Origin of the sequence: Nocardia iowensis (assembly GCF_019222765.1) — a bacterium.
GTDB classification, from domain to species: Bacteria; Actinomycetota; Actinomycetes; order Mycobacteriales; family Mycobacteriaceae; genus Nocardia; species Nocardia iowensis.
In genome coordinates this window covers 901,632-923,733 of record NZ_CP078145.1, presented here as the reverse complement: position 1 = coordinate 923,733, position 22,102 = coordinate 901,632, and the positions used below count along the sequence as shown (strand labels likewise).

The 22,102-nt window shown below is 68.0% G+C and carries 13 protein-coding genes; 6 read left to right on the top strand and 7 right to left on the bottom strand.

The window, feature by feature from the left end; genetic code table 11:
* Window positions 1-142: 142 nt before the first annotated feature.
* The 3 genes from KV110_RS04315 to KV110_RS04305 all read right to left on the bottom strand — a co-directional run bounded on the left by KV110_RS04315 (window position 143) and on the right by KV110_RS04305 (window position 9,758).
* Window positions 143-7,489, bottom strand: a complete 7,347-nt coding sequence (locus tag KV110_RS04315; protein ID WP_218473640.1) for a non-ribosomal peptide synthetase — start codon at window positions 7,487-7,489, stop codon at window positions 143-145.
* A gap of 294 nt (window positions 7,490-7,783) precedes the next feature.
* Window positions 7,784-8,770: a helix-turn-helix domain-containing protein gene (locus KV110_RS04310; RefSeq protein WP_218473638.1), complete on the bottom strand. Its 987-nt coding sequence runs from the start codon at window positions 8,768-8,770 to the stop codon at window positions 7,784-7,786.
* Between the two features lie 160 nt (window positions 8,771-8,930).
* On the bottom strand, window positions 8,931-9,758 hold the full coding sequence (locus KV110_RS04305) for a M23 family metallopeptidase (RefSeq protein ID WP_218473636.1): 828 nt from the start codon (window positions 9,756-9,758) through the stop codon (window positions 8,931-8,933).
* Between the two features lie 249 nt (window positions 9,759-10,007).
* Between KV110_RS04305 and KV110_RS04300 the strand changes: the two genes are divergently transcribed.
* Both KV110_RS04300 and KV110_RS04295 read left to right on the top strand, forming a co-directional pair.
* Complete coding sequence (locus KV110_RS04300; protein WP_218473634.1) at window positions 10,008-11,054, top strand: nitronate monooxygenase; 1,047 nt, start codon at window positions 10,008-10,010, stop codon at window positions 11,052-11,054.
* Window positions 11,055-11,117: 63 nt separating this feature from the next.
* Window positions 11,118-11,510: an SCO5389 family protein gene (locus tag KV110_RS04295; protein WP_218473633.1), complete on the top strand. Its 393-nt coding sequence runs from the start codon at window positions 11,118-11,120 to the stop codon at window positions 11,508-11,510.
* A gap of 83 nt (window positions 11,511-11,593) precedes the next feature.
* On the opposite strand, the gene KV110_RS04290 is transcribed toward KV110_RS04295, so the two are convergent.
* From KV110_RS04290 to KV110_RS04275, 4 genes are all read right to left on the bottom strand, one after another.
* The gene (locus KV110_RS04290; protein WP_218473631.1) at window positions 11,594-13,231 is read right to left on the bottom strand and encodes a long-chain fatty acid--CoA ligase; all 1,638 of its coding nucleotides are present in this window, start codon (window positions 13,229-13,231) and stop codon (window positions 11,594-11,596) included.
* 30 nt (window positions 13,232-13,261) lie between these two features.
* The gene (locus KV110_RS04285) at window positions 13,262-14,557 is read right to left on the bottom strand and encodes a serine hydrolase domain-containing protein (RefSeq protein ID WP_218473630.1); all 1,296 of its coding nucleotides are present in this window, start codon (window positions 14,555-14,557) and stop codon (window positions 13,262-13,264) included.
* A gap of 132 nt (window positions 14,558-14,689) precedes the next feature.
* On the bottom strand, window positions 14,690-15,730 hold the full coding sequence (locus KV110_RS04280; protein WP_218473628.1) for a cation diffusion facilitator family transporter: 1,041 nt from the start codon (window positions 15,728-15,730) through the stop codon (window positions 14,690-14,692).
* A 47-nt stretch (window positions 15,731-15,777) separates the two neighbouring features.
* Window positions 15,778-16,170, bottom strand: a complete 393-nt coding sequence (locus KV110_RS04275) for an ArsR/SmtB family transcription factor (RefSeq protein WP_218473627.1) — start codon at window positions 16,168-16,170, stop codon at window positions 15,778-15,780.
* Between the two features lie 674 nt (window positions 16,171-16,844).
* Here KV110_RS04275 and KV110_RS04270 point away from each other — a divergent pair.
* The 4 genes from KV110_RS04270 (at window position 16,845) to KV110_RS04255 (ending at window position 22,091) form a co-directional block, all read left to right on the top strand.
* Complete coding sequence (locus tag KV110_RS04270) at window positions 16,845-17,987, top strand: acyl-CoA dehydrogenase family protein (protein WP_218473625.1); 1,143 nt, start codon at window positions 16,845-16,847, stop codon at window positions 17,985-17,987.
* A gap of 149 nt (window positions 17,988-18,136) precedes the next feature.
* Window positions 18,137-19,615: a flavin-containing monooxygenase gene (locus KV110_RS04265; protein ID WP_218473624.1), complete on the top strand. Its 1,479-nt coding sequence runs from the start codon at window positions 18,137-18,139 to the stop codon at window positions 19,613-19,615.
* 86 nt (window positions 19,616-19,701) lie between these two features.
* On the top strand, window positions 19,702-20,565 hold the full coding sequence (locus KV110_RS04260) for a DUF1542 domain-containing protein (RefSeq protein WP_218473622.1): 864 nt from the start codon (window positions 19,702-19,704) through the stop codon (window positions 20,563-20,565).
* Window positions 20,566-20,711: 146 nt separating this feature from the next.
* A complete protein-coding gene (locus tag KV110_RS04255; protein ID WP_246634342.1) occupies window positions 20,712-22,091 on the top strand; it encodes a S41 family peptidase in 1,380 nt (459 codons plus the stop codon).
* Window positions 22,092-22,102 lie beyond the last annotated feature (11 nt).

Genomic DNA, 22,102 nt, shown 5'->3' with positions numbered 1-22,102 from the left:
CTACACGAACCATGGAACTCTGCTCATCCTGCCTGTCGAACATGTTGAAGCCACACTTGCAACGGCTGCCCTCATTCGGCAAACCGGTCCCGAGTGACCCTAGTCATGATTTTGGGGGCTTGCACCCGGTACTGGTCGGGATTTACCCCACCCGCAGCAGGTCGGTCAGGGCGACCACCGCCGCCACCTGCGTCCATGCGCTGTTGACATCAGCACCATCGGCCAGCACCACGGCTTGCAGATCCGCCAACGCCGCCGAGTCGAGGGTACTGAGCCCCGCTCGATCGGTGAGCAGGTGGCTGATCCACTCGTCGGCCAGCGCTTCGGTCAGCTCGGCGTCGTCCGGGACGAGTACCACCGAAGCCCCGGCCGAGCCGGCGGCCACCACCTCGATCAACGCCAGCTCCGCCGGACCGCCGAGCTGGAAGGTGCGTGATTCGAAGGTCAGCTCGGTGCGGGTGCGCAATCGGTCCGCCGCCCCGGCCAGCTCGTCGTAGCCGAGCGTGCGCGCGCCGACGAAGGCCGGGTCGGTGCCCCGCAGCACCCGCGTGCGGTGCGCGTAGGTCACCGGACGCGGCGATTCGGCCGCGATCTGCGCGGCCACCGCGGGATCGTCGAGCACCAGCCAGTCGACATCGCCAACCGATGGCACGGCGGCATCGGTGAGCCCGATCTTGACGACCGGGGCCGCCGGAATCGTGGCGTCGGCCGAGGACACCGGAACGACGGCGGCACCGGCCTTGAGCACGGCCCAGGTCGCGACGACCGCGTCCACACCGCGGTCGAACCGGACGGCCACCCCGTCGCCGGGCCCGCAGCCACGCGCCGCGAGCACCCGCGCCAGGCGCGAGGAGCGTGCGTCGAGTTCCTGGTAGGACACCGCGTCCTCACCGAACACCACCGCGGGACCATCCGGGTCGTCCTCGACCACGGCGGTCAACGCTTGGGTCAGCGCCGTTCCGGTGGTCGACGTCGCGCTCTGAACGTTGGTCTCCTGCGCCGATTCCGCTGCGGCCTGGACCCGCTCCCGCTCTTGTGCGTCGAGCAGGTCGATGTCACCGACCCGCACCTGGGGATCGGCGACCACCGCGGTCAGCACGCGCTCCAGCCTGCGGCACAGCGCCTGCACCGTCGACTCGTCGAAGAGGTCGGTCGCGTAGGTGATCGCGGTGATCAGCTCGTCGGGCGAGCCGTCTTCGCGGTGCCGCGGGTCGACATTCACCTGCAGATCGAACTTGGCCGCGATCTGGCCGCCGTCCAGTCCGGTGATCGTCAGGCCGGGCAGTTCCAGCGTCGGCTGCTCGTTGTTCTGGAACGACAGCACCACGCCGAACAGCGGGTTGTACACCGACGCATGACCGGCGGCGACCACCTCGGCGACCCGTTCGAACGGGATGTCCGCGTTGGCGAAGGCCGCGAGGTCTGTCTCGCGGGCCTGCTCGACGAGTTCGGCGAAGCTGGTGCCGGGTTCGACGGCGGTGCGCAGCGTGAGCGTGTTGACGAACATGCCGACCAGCTCGTCCAGCGCGCGTTCGCCACGGCCCGCGATCGGCGTGCCGATGGCGATGTCGGTGCTGTTGGTCTGCCGGGCCAGCAACACGGCCAGCGCGGCGTGCACGACCATGAACAGCGTCGAATTGTGTTCGCGGGCAATCCGAACCAGCGCCGCGTGCACGTCGGGTGCGATCGCGAGGCCGGTCGAGGCGCCGCGCATCGACGGGATGGCGGGGCGCGGGCGGTCCAGTGGCAGGTTCAGCTCGCCGGTCAGGCCGTCGAGCTGATCGCGCCAGTAGGCCAATTGCCGTGCGGCGATGGAGTTCTCGTCGTCATCGGTACCGATGACGGTGCGCTGCCAAGCGGCGAAGTCGGCGTACTGCACCTCGAGCGGCGACCAGCGCGGCGAATTGCCGCCGATCCTGGCGAGGTACGCGGTCACCAGGTCCCGCGCCAGGGGTGCCATCGAGGCGCCGTCGGCCGAGATGTGATGGACGACCAGCGCAAGCAGGTGCTCGTCCTGACCGACCGCGAGCAGCAGCGCACGCACCGGAACCTGTTGCGTCACGTCGAATCCGGTGGACATCAACGCGGTGATGCGGCCGATCGGATCGGCGGTGGCCACGACCTCGAGGCCACCGGGCAGCGCCTCGCCGACCGACAGGATCTCCTGGTACGCCACCCCGGACGGATCCGCCGGGTAACGGGTGCGCAGCGTCTCGTGCCGTTCGAGCACATCGGCCACGGCATTGCGCAGCGCGGGCACGTCCAGCACACCGGACAGCCGGATCGCCAGCGGAATGTTGTAGGCGGGCGACTCCGGATCGAACTGGTTGAGCACCCACATCCGTTGCTGGGCCAGCGACAACGGCACCCGATCGGTCCGTGGCACGCGGGCCAGCGGCGGCCGCGCGCCGGACGCCTCGGCCGCGCCGGGCACGACGCGCGCGGCCAGCGCCGCGACGGTGGGCGACTCGAACAGTTCGCGCACCACGAGATTCGCGTCCAGCGCCTCGTTGATCCTGGCGACCACCCTGGTGGCGAGCAGCGAGTTGCCGCCGAGGCCGAAGAAGTCGTCGTCCAAGCCGATGTCCTTGGCGCCGAGCAGCCCGGCGAAGACCTCGGCGACCGCCTGCTCGACCGGCGAACTCGGCGCACGGAAGGTCGCCGTGCTGGTGAATTCCGGTGCGGGCAGGGCCTTTCGGTCCAACTTGCCGTTCGGTGTCAGCGGGAGCACATCCAGCACGACGAGCGCGTCCGGCACCATGTAGCCGGTGAGGAATTCGCCGACCTGACTGCGCAATTCGACCGGGTCCAACGCAGAACCGGTATCCGGCACGACATATCCGATGAGCCGGTCGCCCGCGTGCTCGTCGGCACGGACCAGCACCACAGCCTGACTCACACCGGGGCAACGCACCAGCGCCGACTCGATCTCGCCCAGCTCGATGCGGAAGCCACGCAACTGCACCTGCTGATCACCGCGGCCCGCGTACTCGAGCGTCGCTTGGCCACCGAAACCGACCCAGCGGCCGATGTCGCCGGTGCGGTACATCCGAGATCCGGGCACGCCGAACGGATTCGCGACGAATCGGGTCGCGGCAAGCCCAGGGCGACCGAGGTAGCCGCGAGACAACTGTGTGCCCGCGACGTAGATCTCACCCGCGACACCGACCGGCGCGGGATGCAACCGGTCTTCGAGCACGTAGGCATCCAGGCCGGGCAGCGCGCGGCCGATGACGCTCGCCGCGTTGTCGACCATCTGCTCGTCCAGCGACAGGAACGACACGTGCACCGTGGTTTCGGTGATGCCGTACATGTTGACCAGCCACGGCGCGTCCACCGCGTGCCGTTCGTACCAGCGCTGCAGCTGACGCAGGTCGAGCGCCTCACCGCCGAACACCACGTAGCGCAGCGCGAACTTGGCCTGATCGGCGGTCTGCGCGGCCCGATCGGCCTCGGCGAGCTGATAGAACGCCGACGGTGTCTGGTTGAGCACGGTGACCTGCTCGCGAATCAGCAACTCGCGGAACAGTTCCGGGGAACGGGAGGTCAGGTAGTCGACCACCACGACGGTGCCGCCGTTGGCCAGCGCGCACCACAACTCCCACACCGAGAAGTCGAAGGCGAACGAGTGGAACAACGTCCACACGTCGGTCTCGTCGAACTCGAACAGCACCTGGGTATTGGCGAACAGCTGCACCACATTGCGGTGCGCGACACCGACACCCTTGGGCACGCCGGTGGAGCCGGAGGTGTAGATGACGTAAGCGAGGTTGTCCGGCCGCAGCGGTGCGGTCCGCTCGGCGGCCCGGATCGGCGCGTCGGCGAAGTCGGCCGTTTCCTCCAGCAGGATGACCGGAATATCGCCCGCCGGAACCGATTCCAGCTCGCTCGCGGTAGTAAGGATGCACGCCGGGGCGGCATCGGACAGCATGAACTCCAGCCGCTGGGTGGGATAGGTGGTATCGATCGGCAGGTACCCGGCACCGGCGGTGAGAACCGCGAGCAGCGCGATCGGCAGCTCCTCGGTACGCGGAACCGCAACGGCCACCAGCGATTCCGGGCCGACGCCATGCGCGATCAGTGCCCGCGCCACTTTGTTGGCGCTGCGCTGCAGCTCACCGAAGGTAAGGGTGGTGTCGCCGTAGCGGATCGCGCCCGCGTCCGGACGCCTGCGCGCCTGGGCACCGATGAGATCCACCAGGGTCACCTCGGGCACGGCAGCACCCGGGCTGTTCCACTCGTGCAGCACCAGATCGCGCTCGCCCGGCGCGAGCACGTCGATATCGCCGACGGTCACGCTGGAATCACCCGCGACCGCCGTGAGGATCCGGCCGAAGCGGTCGGCGAAGTCCTGCACGGTTGCCTCGTCGAACAGATCGGTGGCGTAGGTGAATGCCGCCGAAATACCTTCCGCCGCACCGTGCCGGTCGATTCGCTCGACCAATGCCAGTTGCAGGTCGAACTTGGCCAGCGGCATCGCGAGATCCACTGCCGACACCGAGAGTCCGGGCAGTTCCAGTTCGGTACGGGCCAGGTTCTGGAAGGTCAGCATCACCTGGAACAGCGGATGCCTGGCCGCGGAGCGCGCCGGGTCGAGCAGCTCGACCAGCCGCTCGAAGGGCACGTCGGCGTGACCGAACGCCTCGACGTCGATCCTGCGCACCTCGCGCAACAGCTCGTCGAATGTCGCACCGGAGTCGATATCCGTGCGCAGCACAAGGGTATTGACGAACATGCCGATGAGGTCGTCGAGCGCGGCCTCGCCACGCCCGGCCACCGGGGTTCCGATGGCGATGTCCCTGGTGCCGGACAACCGGGCGAGCAGCACCGCGAGTGCCGCGTGCACCATCATGAACAGCGTCGAATTGTGGCTGTGCGCAAGACGGCTCAGCCCGGCGTGGACATCGGGACCGATCTCGAAGCCAAGCGTGGCACCGCGGTTGGACGCCACCGCGGGACGGGGCCGGTCCGCGGGCAGCTCCAATTGCTCGGGCAGCGCGGCCAATTCGGTCCGCCAGTAGGCGATCTGCTGGGCCAGTACCGATTCCGGGTCGTCTTCGGCGCCCAGGATCTCTCGCTGCCAGATCGCGTAGTCGGCGTACTGCACCTCGAGCGGCGGCCATTCCGGTGCGCCGCCGCGCATGCGGTCCAGGTAGGCGGCCATCAGGTCGCGGGTCAGCGGGCCCATCGAGAAGCCGTCGCCCGCGATGTGGTGCACCACGCAGACCAGTACATGCTCGGTCTCGGTCAGCTCGAGCAGCCGCACCCGCACCGGCGGCGCTACGGTCACGTCGAAGCCCTCGGTCACCGCTGCGGCGACGAGTCCGGGCACATCGGCCTCGGTGGCCTGCTCGACCACCAATTCCGGCACCGCACGCGGGTCGCCGGTCGGCAGCACCAACTGGTAGCCCTCGCCGTCGACCTCGGGGTACAGCGTGCGCAGCACCTCGTGCCGCTCCGCGAGGTCACGCACGGCGGCGCGCAACGCGTCGACATCGAGGTGGCCGGACAGACGCACCGCGGCCGGAATGTTGTTGACGGCACTGTCCGGATCGAACCGGTTCAGGAACCACATCCGCTGCTGTGCGTAGGACAGCGGCACCCTGGCCGGTCGCGGCCGCGCGTGCAACGCTTGGCCCGCAACCGAACCGGCGTGCTGCTCGACCCGTTCGGCGAGCGCGGCCACCGTTGTCGCCTCGAACAACAGCTGCACCGGCACTCGAACATTCAAGGCCGACCCGATGCGGGCGGCGGCCTGCGCGGCCAGCAGCGAGTTGCCGCCGAGTTCGAAGAAGTCGTCGTCCACGCCGACTCGGCCTTCGTCCCCGGTCACCAGCAACGCGGCGAACACGTCGGCGACGATCTCCTCCACCGGCGTTGACGGCGCCCGGAATGCCTTGGCGGCGAACACCGGTGCGGGCAGTGCCGCGCGGTCCAGCTTGCCGACCGGGGTCAGCGGGATCTCGTCGAGCACCATGATGGCGGCGGGAATCATGTACGCGGCCAAGGACTCCCCGAGGAACTCGACGAGTTCGCCGGTGTCCACGACGGTTCCGGCCCGCGGCAACACATAGGACACCAGCGCGGTGGCCCCGGACGGCAGCGTTTTGCCGAGCGTCGCCGCGTAGTCGATGTCGGGGTGCGCGGTCAGCGCGTTGTCGATCTCGCCGAGTTCGATACGGAAGCCACGGATCTTGACCTGGAAGTCGGAGCGGCCGAGATACTCGATGGCCCCGCCGTCCTCGCCTTCGGTGCGGCGCACCAGGTCTCCGGTGCGGTACAGCCGGGCGCCGGGATTGCCGGTGTCGGCGCCGAACGGGCTGGCCACGAAGCGCTCCGCGGTGAGTCCCGGCCTGCCGAGATAGCCCTGGGCCAGCGCGGGACCCGAAAGGTACAGCTCGCCGACCACACCGGCGGGTACCGGCCGCAGCCGCGAATCCAGCACGAACGCACCGACTCCCGGAATCGCCGAGCCGATGGTGATGAGATCGTCGGGCAGCATTCGCGTGGTGCTCGTCGCGAGAATGGTGGCCTCGGTCGGCCCGTAGCCGTTGTAGAACTCGTGATCGCGGGCCCAGCGGCCGACCAGTTCCGGCCCGAACTTGTCACCGGCTACCACCACGACCCGCAGGTCGTCCAGTCCGGTCGGATCGACCGACTCCAAGGCGCCCGGCGTGATCAGCATGTGCGTGACCTGCTCGCGACGCAGCAGATCGGCCAGCTCGTATCCGCCGAACACCGACGGCGGCGCGATCACCAGCGTGGCGCCGGCGGAGAAGGCGAGCAGCAACTCCAGGACCGACACGTCGAAGTTCGGCGAGCACACATGCAGCACCCGCGAATCGGCGGTCACCCCGTAGTGCTCGCGCTCGGCGGCCACCAGGCCCGCCAGGCCGGTGTGGGTGACCACGACGCCCTTGGGCTTGCCGGTCGAACCGGAGGTGTAGATGACGTAGGCCGGGTGCCGCTCGTCCAGCGGACGCACTCGGTCGGCGTAGGAGATCGGGTGCTCGGGCCGGGCGGCGATCCGCGCGGCCTGCACCGGGTCGTCGAGCTCGATCCAGTACACCCCGGTGCCGAGCACCGGGCGATGCGCCGAGGTGGTGAGCCCGACCACGGCGCCGGAATCGGACACGATGTGGTTGATGCGCTCGGTCGGGTAGGCCGGATCCACCGGCACGTACGCCGCACCGGTCTTCGCGATCGCCCACACGGCGAGCACCGACTCGAGGCTGCGCGCGATGCCGATGGCGACCACGTCGCCAGGACCGACACCGCGTTCGATCAGTTCCCTGGCCAGCCGGGAGGAGGCCGCGTCGAGCTGGGCATAGGTGAGCTGGCGTTCGTCGTCGAGCTGGCCCGACGGGTTGTAGCGGATGGCGACCTCTGCGGCCTCGGATTCGACGGCGGCGGTCAGCAACTGCCCGAACAGCGGGCTGCCCGACCTGCGGCGACGGCTACCACGAGCGGAACGACGGGCAGTTTCCATTCGAGTGCATTCACCTCTCGCATCGAGCTAGGACCCGGCCCTACCCATATCGAGGGCGTATCGTCCGGGGCCAGCGCGGTCCGAGCAATCATATAAGGGACTGTTCGGTGTCCACGCGTGCTGTCTTGGATTACTAACGGGCCGCTGACAGCGGCACGCGCCCCCTTGTCGGCTCCTGTCTTTCGATCACACATCCGCCGCTGCCCCCATGGAAGCGGTGTCTTGCCAGATGCCAGGGGTTATATCGGTGTCGAGCCGGTCATGTTGCAGGAGTACCCGGATCGGTGAACTAGTTCACAACCAACCACGCCGGGTTGCCTGCACCCCAGCTTGGAATCGGGTGCTCGCGCCGAGCCGCTCCAGCAGTCGCGCGGTCCGGCGGACCACAGTACGCCGAGACATGCCGAGCCGTCGCGCGATGGTGTCGTCGGTGGCACCGAGACCCATCAGGGTCAGGATCGCCCGGTCTCGTTCGTCGAGGGCCTCCGCGGTCGGGTTCACCGAAATGGGAGCGGCCAGCGACCACAGCACGTCGAACGTTTTGACCAGCAGGTCCAGCGCGGGTGAGCCGGTGATCCGCAAGCCCATGGGGTCCGGGCGGCGTTCGTCGACGTGCAACACCAGGCTAGCGCGTTCGTCGTCACTGATGATCAGTTTGAACGGCGGCTCGGGCAACGTGCGCGCCTGTGCCCCACTGGCATTGGTGGACAGTGCGTGCCGCAGCCGTTCCGGATCCTGATAGATGGTGTCCTGGTAGAGCGTCTGGTAGCGGATGCCTTCGCTGAGGCGACCCCGTTTGAGCAGGAACAACTGTCGCTCGCGGTCGAGATCGCTGAGATAGGGCCCGCGTTCGACGACCTTGACGCAGCTGCGCGCCGCGGTTTGCATCTCCTCGAAATCGGCGAGCATTTCCAGGCGTTCGAAGACCGGCACCACGGCGCCGTTGCTGCGCGGCGAGCGGCGCACCGAACGGAACGTCTCGCTGAGCCGCGCTGCGGCCGTGTGCATCTGGTTGATCTGCTGTTGTCTTCGCCGAGCCTCGGCCTCCGACAACGACTCCGGGGCATGGGCGTCCCACACCGCGGGCGCGCCATCGGGAGTCGTCACGCGCACGGCGGCGCGCAAGTCACACAGCACGTCCAATGAGGCCGCGGCGGTCTCTTCCGAAACGCCCAGATACTGCGCGATATCGGCGAGACTCGACCGCGGATGATGCACCAGCACGGCGTAGGTGCGGCCGTGTGGTGATCCAGGCTCGAAGATGTCGCCGAGGTCGGTCACGGAATGAGCTTAATGTGAACTGGCGGACGGAGTCCGGTCCGAAGACCGCGCACGGCCGGAGCGAAGGCGGAGGTACGCCTGACGACCGACTGGTTCTGGTGGGGAAACCTGCACGCCAGCAGGTGGCGTGAGCGACGGAATATCAAGCCCGGCAGCGGGGTCAGTGCGCCGACGGGCCCCACTGCAGTGGCACTCCCTTGGCCGCCAGGTACGGCATCGGGTCGATCTTGCTGCCGCCCTGATCCCAGATCTCCAGGTGCAGGTGCGGGCCGGTGGAGTTGCCGCGATTGCCGACGGTGGCGATCACATCGCCCGCGTTGACCCGCTGGCCTTCGCGCACAAGCATTTCGTTCACGTGGCCGTAGACGGCGGTGGTGCCGTCGTCCTGCTGCACGCGGACCCACAGACCGAAGCCGGACGCGGGGCCCGCCTCGATCACGGTGCCGTTGCTCACCGAGTGGATGGGGGCGCCGAGGTGGTCGGCGAAGTCGAGGCCGTAGTGGAATTCGCCCCAGCGGCTGCCGAATCCGGAGCTGACCGCGCCGGCGACCGGGCGCACCGCCACATTGGCGGGCGCGGGAGCGACCTGCTGCTGCACACCCTTGAGGATCTGCTCGGCCTGGGCCAGCGGGCCCGCGATCTCCGGCGGCAGGTTCGGCAGGCCGAACGGGGCGGCGACGGGGGCGGCGACCTGGGTGGCGACCGGCGCCTCGGGGGCCGGGGCCTCCGGTGCGGGGGTGGCGATCTTGGTCTGGGCGACCGGAAGAATGCCGGTTCCCCGGAAGGTCATCGGGCCCTCGGCCTCGTCACCGTCGTGCGCGCCGGGCAGCAGCGGACTGGCGACGGCGGGAGCGATCTGCGAGACGGTGCCGATCAGGGCGCCCGTGGCGACCGCGACACCGGCGGCGACCTTCACTCGTTCGGTCGCGGTCGACTCGGCGCGATGCCGCGTCGGCCGACCCGAAATATCATCGCCGATGAGGCTCATGACCGTAATGGAACTGGGGCCTACCCGGTGGTGCGACAAAGCTGCGTCCTTGCGTCCGAAGAACAGTTGGTTCAAGCGGTGCCTGGCCGGTCGCGGACCGGTTCGGTAACGATCCGGTCAAGCTTGCGATGTAACGGTTTGGCATCCGTTGTGATGGGAACTCTACGCCAGCGTGACCATTCCGCAACCTTCTGCGGCAAAGACGCAGGTAAACACCGGGTCACACGTCCAGTAAGTCAGACTGGAGCCGTGATCATCGATGACTTGAACGTCCCGATCGTGCTCGCTCCGATGGCGGGCGGACCCTCCACGCCCGAGTTGACCGTCGCGGTCACCGAGGCCGGTGGCTTCGGCCTGCTGGCCGCCGGTTACCTGAGCGCAGCCGACACTGCCGCCCGGATCACCGCCACCCGCGCCATGACCGGCGCGCCCTTCGGCGTGAATCTGTTCGTGCCGGGCCCCGCCACTCCCGCCGCCGCCTTCGCGGACTACCTGGCCGAACTCGCGCGCGAGCATCCGGTCGGCGACGCGAAGTACGACACCGACGACTGGGACGCCAAACTGGATCTGCTCGTCGCCGATCCGGTCGCGGCCGTCTCGTTCACCTTCGGCTGCCCGTCCGCCGCGGAGATCGCGCGCCTACATGCCGTCGGCTCCGAGATCTGGGTGACCGTGACCTCGCCCGCCGAAGCAGCCATCGCGGTCGAGCGGGGTGCCGACGTGCTCATCGCCCAGGGCGCGGAGGCGGGCGGGCATCGCGCCACCTTCCTCGATCGCGCCGAGGACGACGCCACCGATCCGCTGAGCGTGCTCGCCCTGCTGCAACTGCTGCGCGCGGCAACGGACCGCCCGGTGGTGGCCACCGGCGGCATCAGCACGGGCGCGGGCATCGCGGCCGCGCTCGCCGCGGGCGCGGCCGCGGTGCAACTCGGCACCGCATTCCTGCGCTGCCCGGAGGCGGGCACCAATCCGGTGCACCGCGCCGCGCTGAGCACGGACACCCCGACCATGCTCACCCGCGCCTTCACCGGCCGCCGGGCGCGCGGGCTGCGCAACCGGTTCATGGTCGAGCACAGCGCGACCGCACCCGCGGCCTACCCGGAAATCCATTACGCCACCGGCCCTTTGCGGGCGGCGGCCCGAACTGCGGGCAATCCGGAAAACGTGAACCTCTGGGCGGGACAAACGCACTCCCTGGCACCGGAGCTACCAGCGGGCGAACTGGTCCGCAAGCTCGCCGCTGATACGAAATCCGCACTGAACGCGGCGCTTTCGCGGCGAATCCAGGTTTGTTGACAACGACTTTCGATTAGAATCGAGACGCATCGCATCGGCCGTCCATCCTTGGAGGAGAGCGCTATGTCCCTCGATGTACCCACCGCATTACTCGAACGCGCCGAACGCGGCGAAGTCAGCGACGCCGACTTCGTCGAGGTTGTCCGCAACTCGCTGCCCTACGCCTGGGAAGTCGTCAGCCGGGTGGCCGGCGAACTGCACTCCGGCACAGCGGAATACGCGGACAACGTGGTTCCTCCGCCGGATGAGGTGGCGCGCGGGCAACTGCTGCGCGCCATGGCCTCCGACGCGATCCGCGGCGGACTGGAGCGCCACTTCGGCGTGAAGCTCGCCTTCCAGAACTGCCACCGGGTGGCCGCTTTCCCGCTCGCCGCGGTCGGCGGCGACACCTACAGCACGTTCATCGGTACCCGGGCCCAGCTGCTCAATCAGAGCCCGGAACTGCGTAACTGCTGATCACCAAGAGCATAGGCCCGGCGCGGCAAGCGATTTCGCTCCGCGCCGGGCTTATGCGGTGATCGGGCCGGTACCGGTGCCGGTCAGGACAGCGTGGTGACCGTCAGGTCGCCATCGGCGTACTGGGCGCGCAGCCGCTTCTTGTCGAACTTGCCGACGCTGGTCTTCGGCACCTCGGCGATGAACGTCCAGCGTTCCGGCAGTTGCCATTTCGCGAACTTGTCGGCGAGGAAGTCGCGCAATTCGTCGGCCTTCGCCTCGGCGCCCTCGGCGAGCACGATGGCCACCAGGGGCCGCTCGTCCCACTTCTCATCCGGCACGCCGATCACGGCCGCCTCGGCCACCGCGGGGTGACCCATCACGGCGTTCTCCAGGTCCACCGACGAAATCCATTCGCCGCCGGACTTGATCACGTCCTTGGAGCGGTCCACCAGCGTGAGGTAACCGTCCCGGCTGATCTTGCCGACGTCACCGGTACGCAACCAGCCGTCGTCGAACTTCTCCGGATCGACCTCGGCACCGTCCGGGGAGTAGTAGGAGCCGGTAATCCACGGCCCGCGAACCTCCAACTCACCCAGCGATGCTCCGTCGTTCGGCACCACGCTGCCGTCGTCGGCGACCAGCCTGGCCTGCACGCTGGCCGGGAACCGGCCCTGGGTGTAGCGGTAGGCCCACTCGTCTTCCCCGGTCACCCCGGCAGGCGGATGCGCGACGCTGCCGAGCGGCGAGGTTTCGGTCATGCCCCAGGCGTGCAGGATGCGGACGCCGTGCTTTTCCTCGAAGGCGCGCATCATCGACGGCGGCACCGCCGAACCGCCGACCACCACCGAGCGCAGATGGGTGATGTCCTGCGGGTGCGCGGCGAGCCCGGCGAGCATGCCGCCCCAGATGGTCGGCACCGCGGCGGCGAAGGTCGGCTGCTGTGCCGCCATCATTTCCAGCAACGGACCCGGCTGCAGGAACCGGTCCGGCATCAGCAGACTCGCGCCGGACATCAGCGCAGCGTACGGCAGGCCCCACGCATTGGCATGGAACAGCGGCACGATGGCGAGCACATTGTCGGCTCCGGAGAATCCCATGCTGCTCGGCGAGCACACCTGCATGGCGTGCAACCAATTCGAGCGGTGCGAATACACCACACCCTTCGGGTCGCCGGTGGTGCCGGAGGTGTAGCACATTGCCGCGGCGGAACGTTCGTCGATAATCGGGAAGTCGTAGGTATCCGGTTGCGCGGCAAGGAGTTCGGTGTAGTCATGCACCTTGACACCTTCGGGAGCGGACAGCGTCGACGCGTCGCCGTTGACCACGATGACGTGCCGGACCGTCTTCAGGTTCGGCAGGTACTGGGCGAACATCGGCAGCAGCGTGCCGTCGACGAGTACCACCTGATCCTCGGCGTGGTTGGCCACGTAGACCAGCTGTTCGGGGAACAGCCGGATGTTGAGCGCGTGCAGCACCGCGCCCATCGCGGGCGCCGCGATGTAGGCGACCATGTGCTCGTTGTTGTTCCACATGAAGGTGCCGACTCGATCGCCGATGCCGATCCCCAGCTCGCGCAACGCATTCGCCAGCCGTGCCGCGTCCGCGCCGAGCTCGCGATAGGTCATGGTGCGCACGCCGGTACCGGTCCAGGTGGACACGGTCGAATCGCCGACAAACGTCGATGCGTAGCGCAGCAACGTCGCCAGCGACAACGGCTCGTCCTGCATAGTGCTCAACATCGGAACTCCTTTTTCTTCAGTGACTTCCACTCAGAAAGCCAAGTCTGTTTCGGCCACCTTCGGTGTCTCCGAGGTGATCCCGTAGAGCAGACCCACCCAGCGGATGAGTTCGGGATACAGGATCGGTTTGCCGCTGGTGAGCACGGCGCACGAGAGCGCGCGCTCCGGATCGGCCCACGCCGCGTTGTTGGTGAAGCCGAGATGTCCGAAGGCGCGGCGGGTGTCGGGGCCGTACAGGCTGACCACCCGGCCACCGAGCATCGGCCCGTAGCCGAAGCCGAAGTTCATGCCGAGCGACAGGTCCGGCTCGATCCGCGACTGCGGAACAAGCGCGGCCGCAATGGTTTCCGGCCGCACCACCCGGACGCCGTCGAGTTCGCCGCCGCGCCGGAAGATCTCGTAGAACCGGGACAGCTCGTTGGCGGTGCTCACCACGTTCGCCGCGGGCGCGATGATGCCGAGGTAGGCGGGGTCGTTGCCGGTTTCCACGGCCTCGGTGAAGGAAACGCCGAGTATTCGCTCCATGGCCAGCGACAGCGGCGGCAGCGGAGCCAGACCGGTGCGGTAGTTCCTGGCGAGGGCCGGTAAATCCGGCGGCGCCACACCGTAATTGGTCCAGCGGAAGGACAGCGGGCGCAGGATCTCCTCGTCCAGAACGGTGCGAATGTCCTTGCCGGTGACCCGGTAGACCACCTCGCCGAGGATGAAACCACCGGACAGGGCGTGGTAGGACTGGAACCGGCCGGGCGGCACGGACGGCCGCACCGCGCACAGGTTTCGCACCAGCAGTTCACGATCCGCGACGGCCTCGGCCGTCAAGGCCTCCCTCGGCAGGTTCGCCACGCCGGAGCGGTGCGCGAGCACGTGCCCGACGGTGATGGATTCCTTTCCATGACAACCGTATTCGGGGATGTACTTGCAGATGGGCGCGTGCAGATCGATCAGTCCGCGGTCGACGAGCAGGTGCACCACGAACGCGGTGACACCTTTCGAGGCCGAGTAAGTGACGAATGGGGTGCTCGGGGTAACCGGCACCTTCGGCGTATCCGCCGCATCGTCCGGACCGTTGCCGTGTGCGTGGCCGAGTGCGCGGTCGAAGACGACCTCGCCGTGCCTGCGCACACAAACCTGGATGGCCGGATGCACGCCGCTGCGGTATACCAGCTGCATCCGCTGCCAGATCCGCTCGGCATAGTCGGTCGGCAGGCCCAGTTCGGTGGGCTCGGCCTCGGGGCCGATGGCCGCGACGGACTCTAGATCCGCCGGGATCCGGCTCCGATGGAGCAGGTCAGGCAGCTTCGAGAGGTTTCGGACGCGCGTCAGCATGGTTCAGCACATACCGACCATGAGCCACATCACACCGCGAATGCTACCCAACGGTAAGGCGCCTGGGGCGGGGCTGACCAGGAATGGTCTCCCGAACCAAATCCGACGGCATCCGCCTTCACTTTCGGCAGGTCAGCCCGCGTGGGCCGGGTAGGCGTGCACGACGGCGGTGTTCAGTTTGGGGACGACGTGGGTAAGGGTGTGCTCGGCCTCGTGTGCGACGCGATGCGCCTCGGCGAGGGTGATGGACGGGGCGACATCCAATTCCACGACGGCGTGCAGCCGGTGGCCGATCCAGCGCATCCGCAGGCTGCGGACGCCCTGCACGTCCGGTTCGGCGGCCAGGGCCCGCTCGGCGGCCGTCACCAGGCCCGGCTCGACCGCGTCCATCAGACGGCGCAGCACATCCCGGGCGGCGGTGCGCAGCACCGCGAGGATGGCGAGGGTGATCAGCAGGCCGATGATCGGGTCGGCCAGCGGAAACCCGAGCGCGACGCCGCCCGCGCCGAGGAGCACCGCCAGCGAGGTGAAGCCGTCGGTGCGGGCGTGCAGGCCGTCGGCGACCAGCGCGGCCGAGCCGATCCGCCGCCCGACCCGGATGCGATACAGCGCGACGGTCTCGTTGCCGAGGAAGCCGATCACACCGGCGACGGCGACCCAGCCGAGATGCTCGATCGGCACCGGGGCCAGCATCCTGCGGACCGCCTCGTACCCGGCGATCAACGCCGACAGCGCGATCATCGCGACGACGAACAGACCCGCCAGATCCTCGGCACGACCGAACCCGTAGGTGTAGCGCCGCGTCGCCGCCCGCCGCCCGAGTGCGAACGCGATCCACAGCGGCACTGCGGTCAACGCGTCCGAGAAGTTGTGAATAGTGTCCGCCGCCAACGCCACCGACCCGGAGGCCGCCACCACCAGCACCTGCAATGCCGCGGTTACCCCGAGTACCACGAGGCTTATCTTCACCGCCCGGATGCCGACGGCACTGGCTTCCAAGGCGTCGTCGACGCTGTCGGCCGCATCGTGGCTGTGCGGCACGAAGATCTCGCGAAGGATGCCGCGCAAGCCTTTTGGATGCTCATGCGTGTGCTGACCGTGCCCATGCTGGTGCTCGGAATCGTGGTGGTGGCCATGACCGAACTCGCCGCTGTGCCCATCCGCCGTATGCATCACGTCACGCTCCGAGATCTGTTGCCCAGGACTATGTTTCGTGCAAGTCATTCCGCTGTCCCGGTCCGCTGCTCCGGTAATTCACGCACGGCCATCTCGCCGCGGTGGTGCGGTGGAATGCCCGGGCCCGCGTGCTCGGCGTTGTAGACCGCGTCCACGACCAGTTGCCGGACGTGCTCGTTCTCCAGGCTGTAGTAGATGGTCGTGCCCGAGCGGCGGGTGCTGACCAGGCGCGCCATCCGCAGCTTGGCTAGATGTTGGGAGACCGAAGGTGCGGGTTTGCCGACATAGCCCGCGAGGTCGTTCACCGAAAGCTCGCGGTCGACCAGTGACCACAACAGGCGGACCCGGGTCGCGTCGGCAAGCATGCGGAAGACCTCGACAACCAGACCCACCTGGTCGTCCGCGAGCGACCGGCCTTCCTGGTTATCTGCATTCATACGCAGATAATAGAGCAGGCGGGCCGGTCACGGCCACTGGGGAGTTGCTGAGCGATTCCCCCCATCGGACCGGAATGGCGGCGACACCCCCTGCGTGGTCGCCGACATGCCGGTCCGTCCCCGTTCGCACCATTCACCGTCTTAGTCGTTATGGCGCTACTGCGCCAGGCAACCTGCCGAATATCACCCGAATGAGACAATTCCAGCGAGGCAAAGGTGGCCAGCCAAGCGGCAGCAACCTTGTGACCTGCGCGAATTCACCCGCGTCCCAGCAAAATTCAATACCCCTGGATGCACTCACATTTGCACGTGCATCGCGGGCCGACCGGTCGGCTATGACCGCTTTCCTGCCCGCGACCAGCCGCAAGCCTGGCCGGGTCCGCCGGGCCGGTGCGCCACTGGGCAATTCACCAGCGCACGTTGTAGGTGGAGACCGCGCTCTGACGAAGGCGATAGTCCGCCACCGAAGCGGTCCGGTCCGATCGGCGTGCGGAATTCGGCAATGGCGCAGCCACCCAGCGAGGGCACGGTCCACCATACCGGCCGCCGGATAATAAACGGGCACAGCAGGTTCCGCGTACTACGGCCGATGGGCCGCGGGCACCGCCGCTGACGCTCGGGCGGTAGCAACGGCCTGATCCCCGCACCGGCGGCAGGCTCGCTAGCGTAGGGGCATGCCAGTGGATCGAATGCTGCCGACGTCCGAGGCTCGGGACCTGCTCGAGCTGACCCGCGATATCGCCGACAAGGTGCTCGAACCGCGGGTGGTCGAGTGCGAGAAGACCGGGACGTTTCCCGACGGCGTCTTCCCCGCGCTTGGCGCGGCCGGTCTGCTGAGCCTGCCGTATCCCGAGGAATTCGGCGGCGGTGCCCAGCCCTACGAGGTGTACCTGCAAGTGTTGGAGGAACTGGCGGCGCGGTGGGCCGCGGTCGCGGTGGCGGTGAGCGTGCACAGTCTGTCCTGCCATCCGCTGTTCACCTTCGGCACCGAGGAACAGCAGCAGCGCTGGCTCGCGGACCTGCTGTCCGGTGAAACCATCGGCGCCTACAGCCTTTCCGAGCCGCACGCGGGCTCCGACGCGGCCGCGCTGCGCTGCCGGGCGACGAAAGTCGATGGCGGCTACCGGATCAACGGTGCGAAGGCGTGGATCACCAACGGCGGCCGCGCCGATTTCTACACCCTGTTCGCCCGTACCGGCGAAGGCTCCCGCGGCGTTTCGTGCTTCCTGGTGCCGCGCGATACCGAGGGACTGAGCTTCGGCAAGCCAGAGGAGAAGATGGGGCTGCGCGCCGTGCCGACCACTACCGCGGCCTACGACGACGCGTTCCTGCCCGACGAACGGCTGATCGGCGAAGAGGGACAAGGGCTTTCGATAGCATTCAGTGCCCTGGACTCCGGCCGCCTCGGGATCGCGGCCGTCGCAACAGGTTTGGCGCAGCGCGCCCTCGACGAGGCCGTCGCTTACGCCAAGGAGCGAGAAGCGTTCGGCCGTCACATCATCGACCACCAGGGCCTCGGCTTCGTGCTCGCCGACATGGCCGCCGCAGTCGATTCGGCCCGCGCCACCTACCTCGACGCCGCCCGCCGCCGGGACGCCGGGCTGCCCTACTCGCGCCAGGCCAGCGTCGCGAAACTCATTGCCACCGATGCCGCCATGAAGGTCACCACCGACGCCGTGCAAGTCTTCGGCGGTTATGGCTACACCCAGGACTTCCCGGTCGAGCGCTACATGCGGGAAGCCAAGGTCATGCAGATCTTCGAGGGCACCAACCAGATCCAGCGCCTCGTCATTGCCCGCCAACTCGCGGGCAACTGACGCGTCAAGATCCGCACCCGATTCGGCGACCCATAGCGGGTGCGGATCTCGCGAACAGGTCCGGATCCCGAACCACATATGGCCGAAAATGTCGATTCCCTGACCGCGGATCTCTTCGGACCTGCGGGTTCGCCACTTAGGCTCAGATCATGACAACGCCGTCCATCATCATTATCGGCGCCGGATTCGGCGGGCTCGGCCTGGCACTCGAGCTGCGGCGGGCGGGGCTGGACAGCTTCACCATCCTGGAACGCGCCCAGGATCTGGGTGGCGTGTGGCGGGAGAACACCTATCCCGGTGCCGCATGCGATGTGCCTTCGCCGCTGTACTCCTGGTCGTTCGAGCCCAAAACCGATTGGCCGCGGCGGTTTTCGGAGCAGCGTGACATCCACGAGTACATGCGCGGGGTTGCCGAGAAACACGACCTGGTGCGGTACATCCGGTTCGGCACCGAGGTGACCGACGCCGAATTCGACGAGCAGACCGGACGCTGGATCATCACGACCGCGGACGGCGCGCAGCTCACCGCCGACGTCCTCGTTCCCGCCGTCGGCCAGCTGTCGCGGCCCGCCATGCCGAACATCGCCGGAATAGACACCTTCGCGGGCCCGGCTTTCCACTCCGCCGAGTGGGATCACAGTGTCGATCTGACCGGTAAGCGCGTCGCCTGCATCGGCACCGGCGCCAGCGCGATCCAATACATTCCGCGCATCCAGCCGGAGGCCGCGCACCTCACGCTGTTCCAGCGGTCGGCGGCCTGGGTGCTGCCGAAGTTCGACACCGAGTACAGCTCCACCCATAAGGCCGTGTTCAAGTACCTGCCGCCGACTCGGCTCGCCGAACGGTTCGCGATCTGGTCGTTCTTCGAGGTGCTTGCGCTGGCGCTGACCGATATCCCGGCGATGAAGACGCCGGTGATCGCGCTGGCCGACCGGCATCGGGTCAAGCAGGTCAGCGATCCCGAACTGCGCGCGAAGCTGACCCCCGATTACGCGGCGGGCTGCAAGCGCGGCCTGTTCTCCAACGAGTATTTCCCCGCGTTGGCCCAACCGAACGTCACGGTGGAGACCACCGCGATCGAGGCGATCACGCCGACCGGCATCCGTACCGCCGACGGCGTCGAGCACGAGGTCGACGTCATCGTCTACGGCACCGGATTCAAGGGCACCGAGTTCCTCGCGCCGATGAACATCTACGGCCTCGGCGGCCGCAAGCTCGCCGACGTCTGGGGCGACGAAGGGGCCCGGGCCTTCCTCGGCCTGTCGGTGCCGCATTTCCCGAACCTGTTCATGATGTACGGCCCGAACACCAATGTGGGCTCCGGTTCGATCATCTACATGCTCGAATCGCAAGCGCGCTACATCCGCCAGGTCGTGCAGTACCTGTCCGACCGGCCGGGGCGCTACCTCGCGGCCCGAGCGGACGCCGAACAGAACTGGGACGATTGGCTGCAGCGGCGGCTGAAAGACACCCCGTGGAACTTTTGTTCCAGCTGGTACCGCAACGCGGCGGGCCGCATCACCAACAACTGGCCCGGCGCCACCGTGCTCTACCGTTGGAAGACAAAGACTTTCGACCTGGGTGACTACGACGAGGCACAGGCCGAGCCGCTGGCCGAGGTGTCCTAGCCGGACTCGGACGCACCATCGTTTTCAGCCGAGTCTCAGCAAGCGCCCAGTAAACTGGACACTGTTCGGACCCGGCAACGGAAGAGGTGCGCACCGTGTGGTGGCTACTGATCGTCGTGCTGATCGTGGCGGTGGGCGCCTTGGTCGTCGTACTGGCCCGGCAGAGCAAGCAGCGCGCGGCCACCGAGCTCGCCGACGCACTGGCTGATGCCCGCCAGGTCAACGAGCGGCTCGGCGGCCAGATCTACAACCTCAGCGGCAGCAATGACGCCGCCAGGCAGGCGCTGGTCGACGCGTCCGAACGACATCTCGCCGCCGGGTCGCAGCTCGATCAGGCGCGCACTCCTGGCCAAGCACGGCTGGCGAAACAGACGGCGCTGGAGGGGCTGTACTACATCCGGGCGGCGCGCACCGCGATGGGCATGGACCCGGGGCCCGATGTGCCCGCCCTCGACGGGCAGGACACCGCGGGCAAGGTCACCGAGAAGCGGATCGTCGAATACGACGGCCGGGAGATCGCGGCCTCGCCCGGTCCCTCGTCGGCGACACCGAATTACTACCCGGGCGGGCGGGTCGCGGGACGGCCGGTGCCCGCGGGTTGGTACTCCGAGCCGTGGTGGAAGCCCGCCCTGATCGGCGGGGCCTGGGGTATCGGTTCGGCGCTGCTGTTCACGTCGCTGTTCGCCGGGATGTCCGGTGTCGGGTACGACGCCCAGGGATTCGAGAGCGGATACGGCGACGGATACCAGGACGGGTTGGCCGCCGGGAACGGTGACGGCGGGAGCGACGCGGGTGGCGACAGCGGCGGTTACGACTCCGGCGACACCGCAGGATACGACTCCGGCGGTGACGCAGGCGGATTCGACGGTGGCGGCTGGGACAGCGGCGGGTTCGATAGTGGCGGTGGCGGGTTCGATGGTGGTGGCGGGTTCGACGGCGGCGGTTTCTGACCGCCTCGGCGCACGCCCGAGCCTGGAAATGCCAGGCGTTTTCGCCACTATCCGACGCGTAGGTGGTACGGCTGGCCCCACCCCGTACCCGCCTGCCTACACGGTTGTCGCCGGACCCCACACTGCTGGACGGTTGACGAATGATCATGCAGCGCAAGCGAACCGCGGTCATCGCCGCCGCATTGGTGATGGTCGGCACGCTCACCACGGCCTGCGGGAACCCGGCCAGGGAACCGGCCGTCATCGAAATTCCGCCCGGTTTCTGGCAGGTGGAGGACTACGGCACCGCGCTTTCGGTACATGACAACGTTGTGGAGGCCTATCAGCTGACCGAGCTCAGCTGTTTGACGGACGCACCCGCAACCCGATCCGAAAAGCCGGGCACCTACGTCACGGAAGACAAGGACGTTCTCACCCTCCGCCCCGGCACTCGGCCGGATCGGGCCACGCTGCACATCGACGGCTCCGCCGGCGACCGCACGCTTCGCCACATCCCCGCATTGCCCATACCATGCACCAGCTCTACCGAGCCGACCACCTTCGATGTCTTTTGGCAGACCTTCCAGGAGAACTATCCGTTCTTCGCGGCGAAAGGTATTGACTGGCACCAGGTTCGGGGCCGGTACCGCGAGCGCGCCGCCCTGGCCGAGCAACGCGGTGACGACACCGAGCTGTTCGCCGTACTGCGGGATATGGTCGCACCGCTCAACGACGCGCACGTGGTGGTGTCGGCAGGTGAGCATGGATTTTTCGGCATCGGCAGGCCGGGAACGACCATCCCCGGCCCGCAACTCGACCAACGGGTCAAGGAGCACGTCCAACGTCGCGACCTCCAGCAGCACCCGCTCACTGAATACGCCAACGGCCGCATCAGCTACGCGGACCTGCCCGGCCAGGACTACGGGTACCTGCGCGTCTCCGCGTTCAGCGGCTACACCGCCGAGCGCACCTTCGCCGCCGACAGCACCGAGCTCGACCGCGCCCTCGACGCGATTTTCACCGCGGACCGGCTGACCCGGCTGCGCGGACTGATCCTGGATCTGCGGCTCAACGGCGGCGGCTCGGACAGCCTCGGCCTGCAACTGGCCGCCCGCCTCACCGACCGCCCCTATTTCGCCTATGCCAAGAAGACCCGCAGCACCGAGCCCTGGGTGCAGCGGGTCGAGCCCGCCCGTGCCGGTTTCGCGGGACCCGTCGCGATACTGACCAGCGGCTCAACCATCAGCGCAGGCGAGACCTTCACTCAAGCGATGATGGAACGTCCTTCGCGCACAACACGAATCGGCCAGCCGACCCAGGGCGTGTTCTCCGACGTCATGCGGCGCAAGCTGCCCGGCGCGCGGCATGCGGACTGGTCGTTCGGCCTACCCAACGAGGAATTCTTGACCTCGGACGGACGGACCTTCGACGGCGCGGGCATCCCACCCGAAGTGACCGAGCCGGTCTTCACCGACGAAGAGTTCAGCCAGGACCGCGACTCCGGCTTCGATCGCGCGGTGCGCTGGCTCGAGTCGAGCGGGTCTTGACGGCAGTGCCA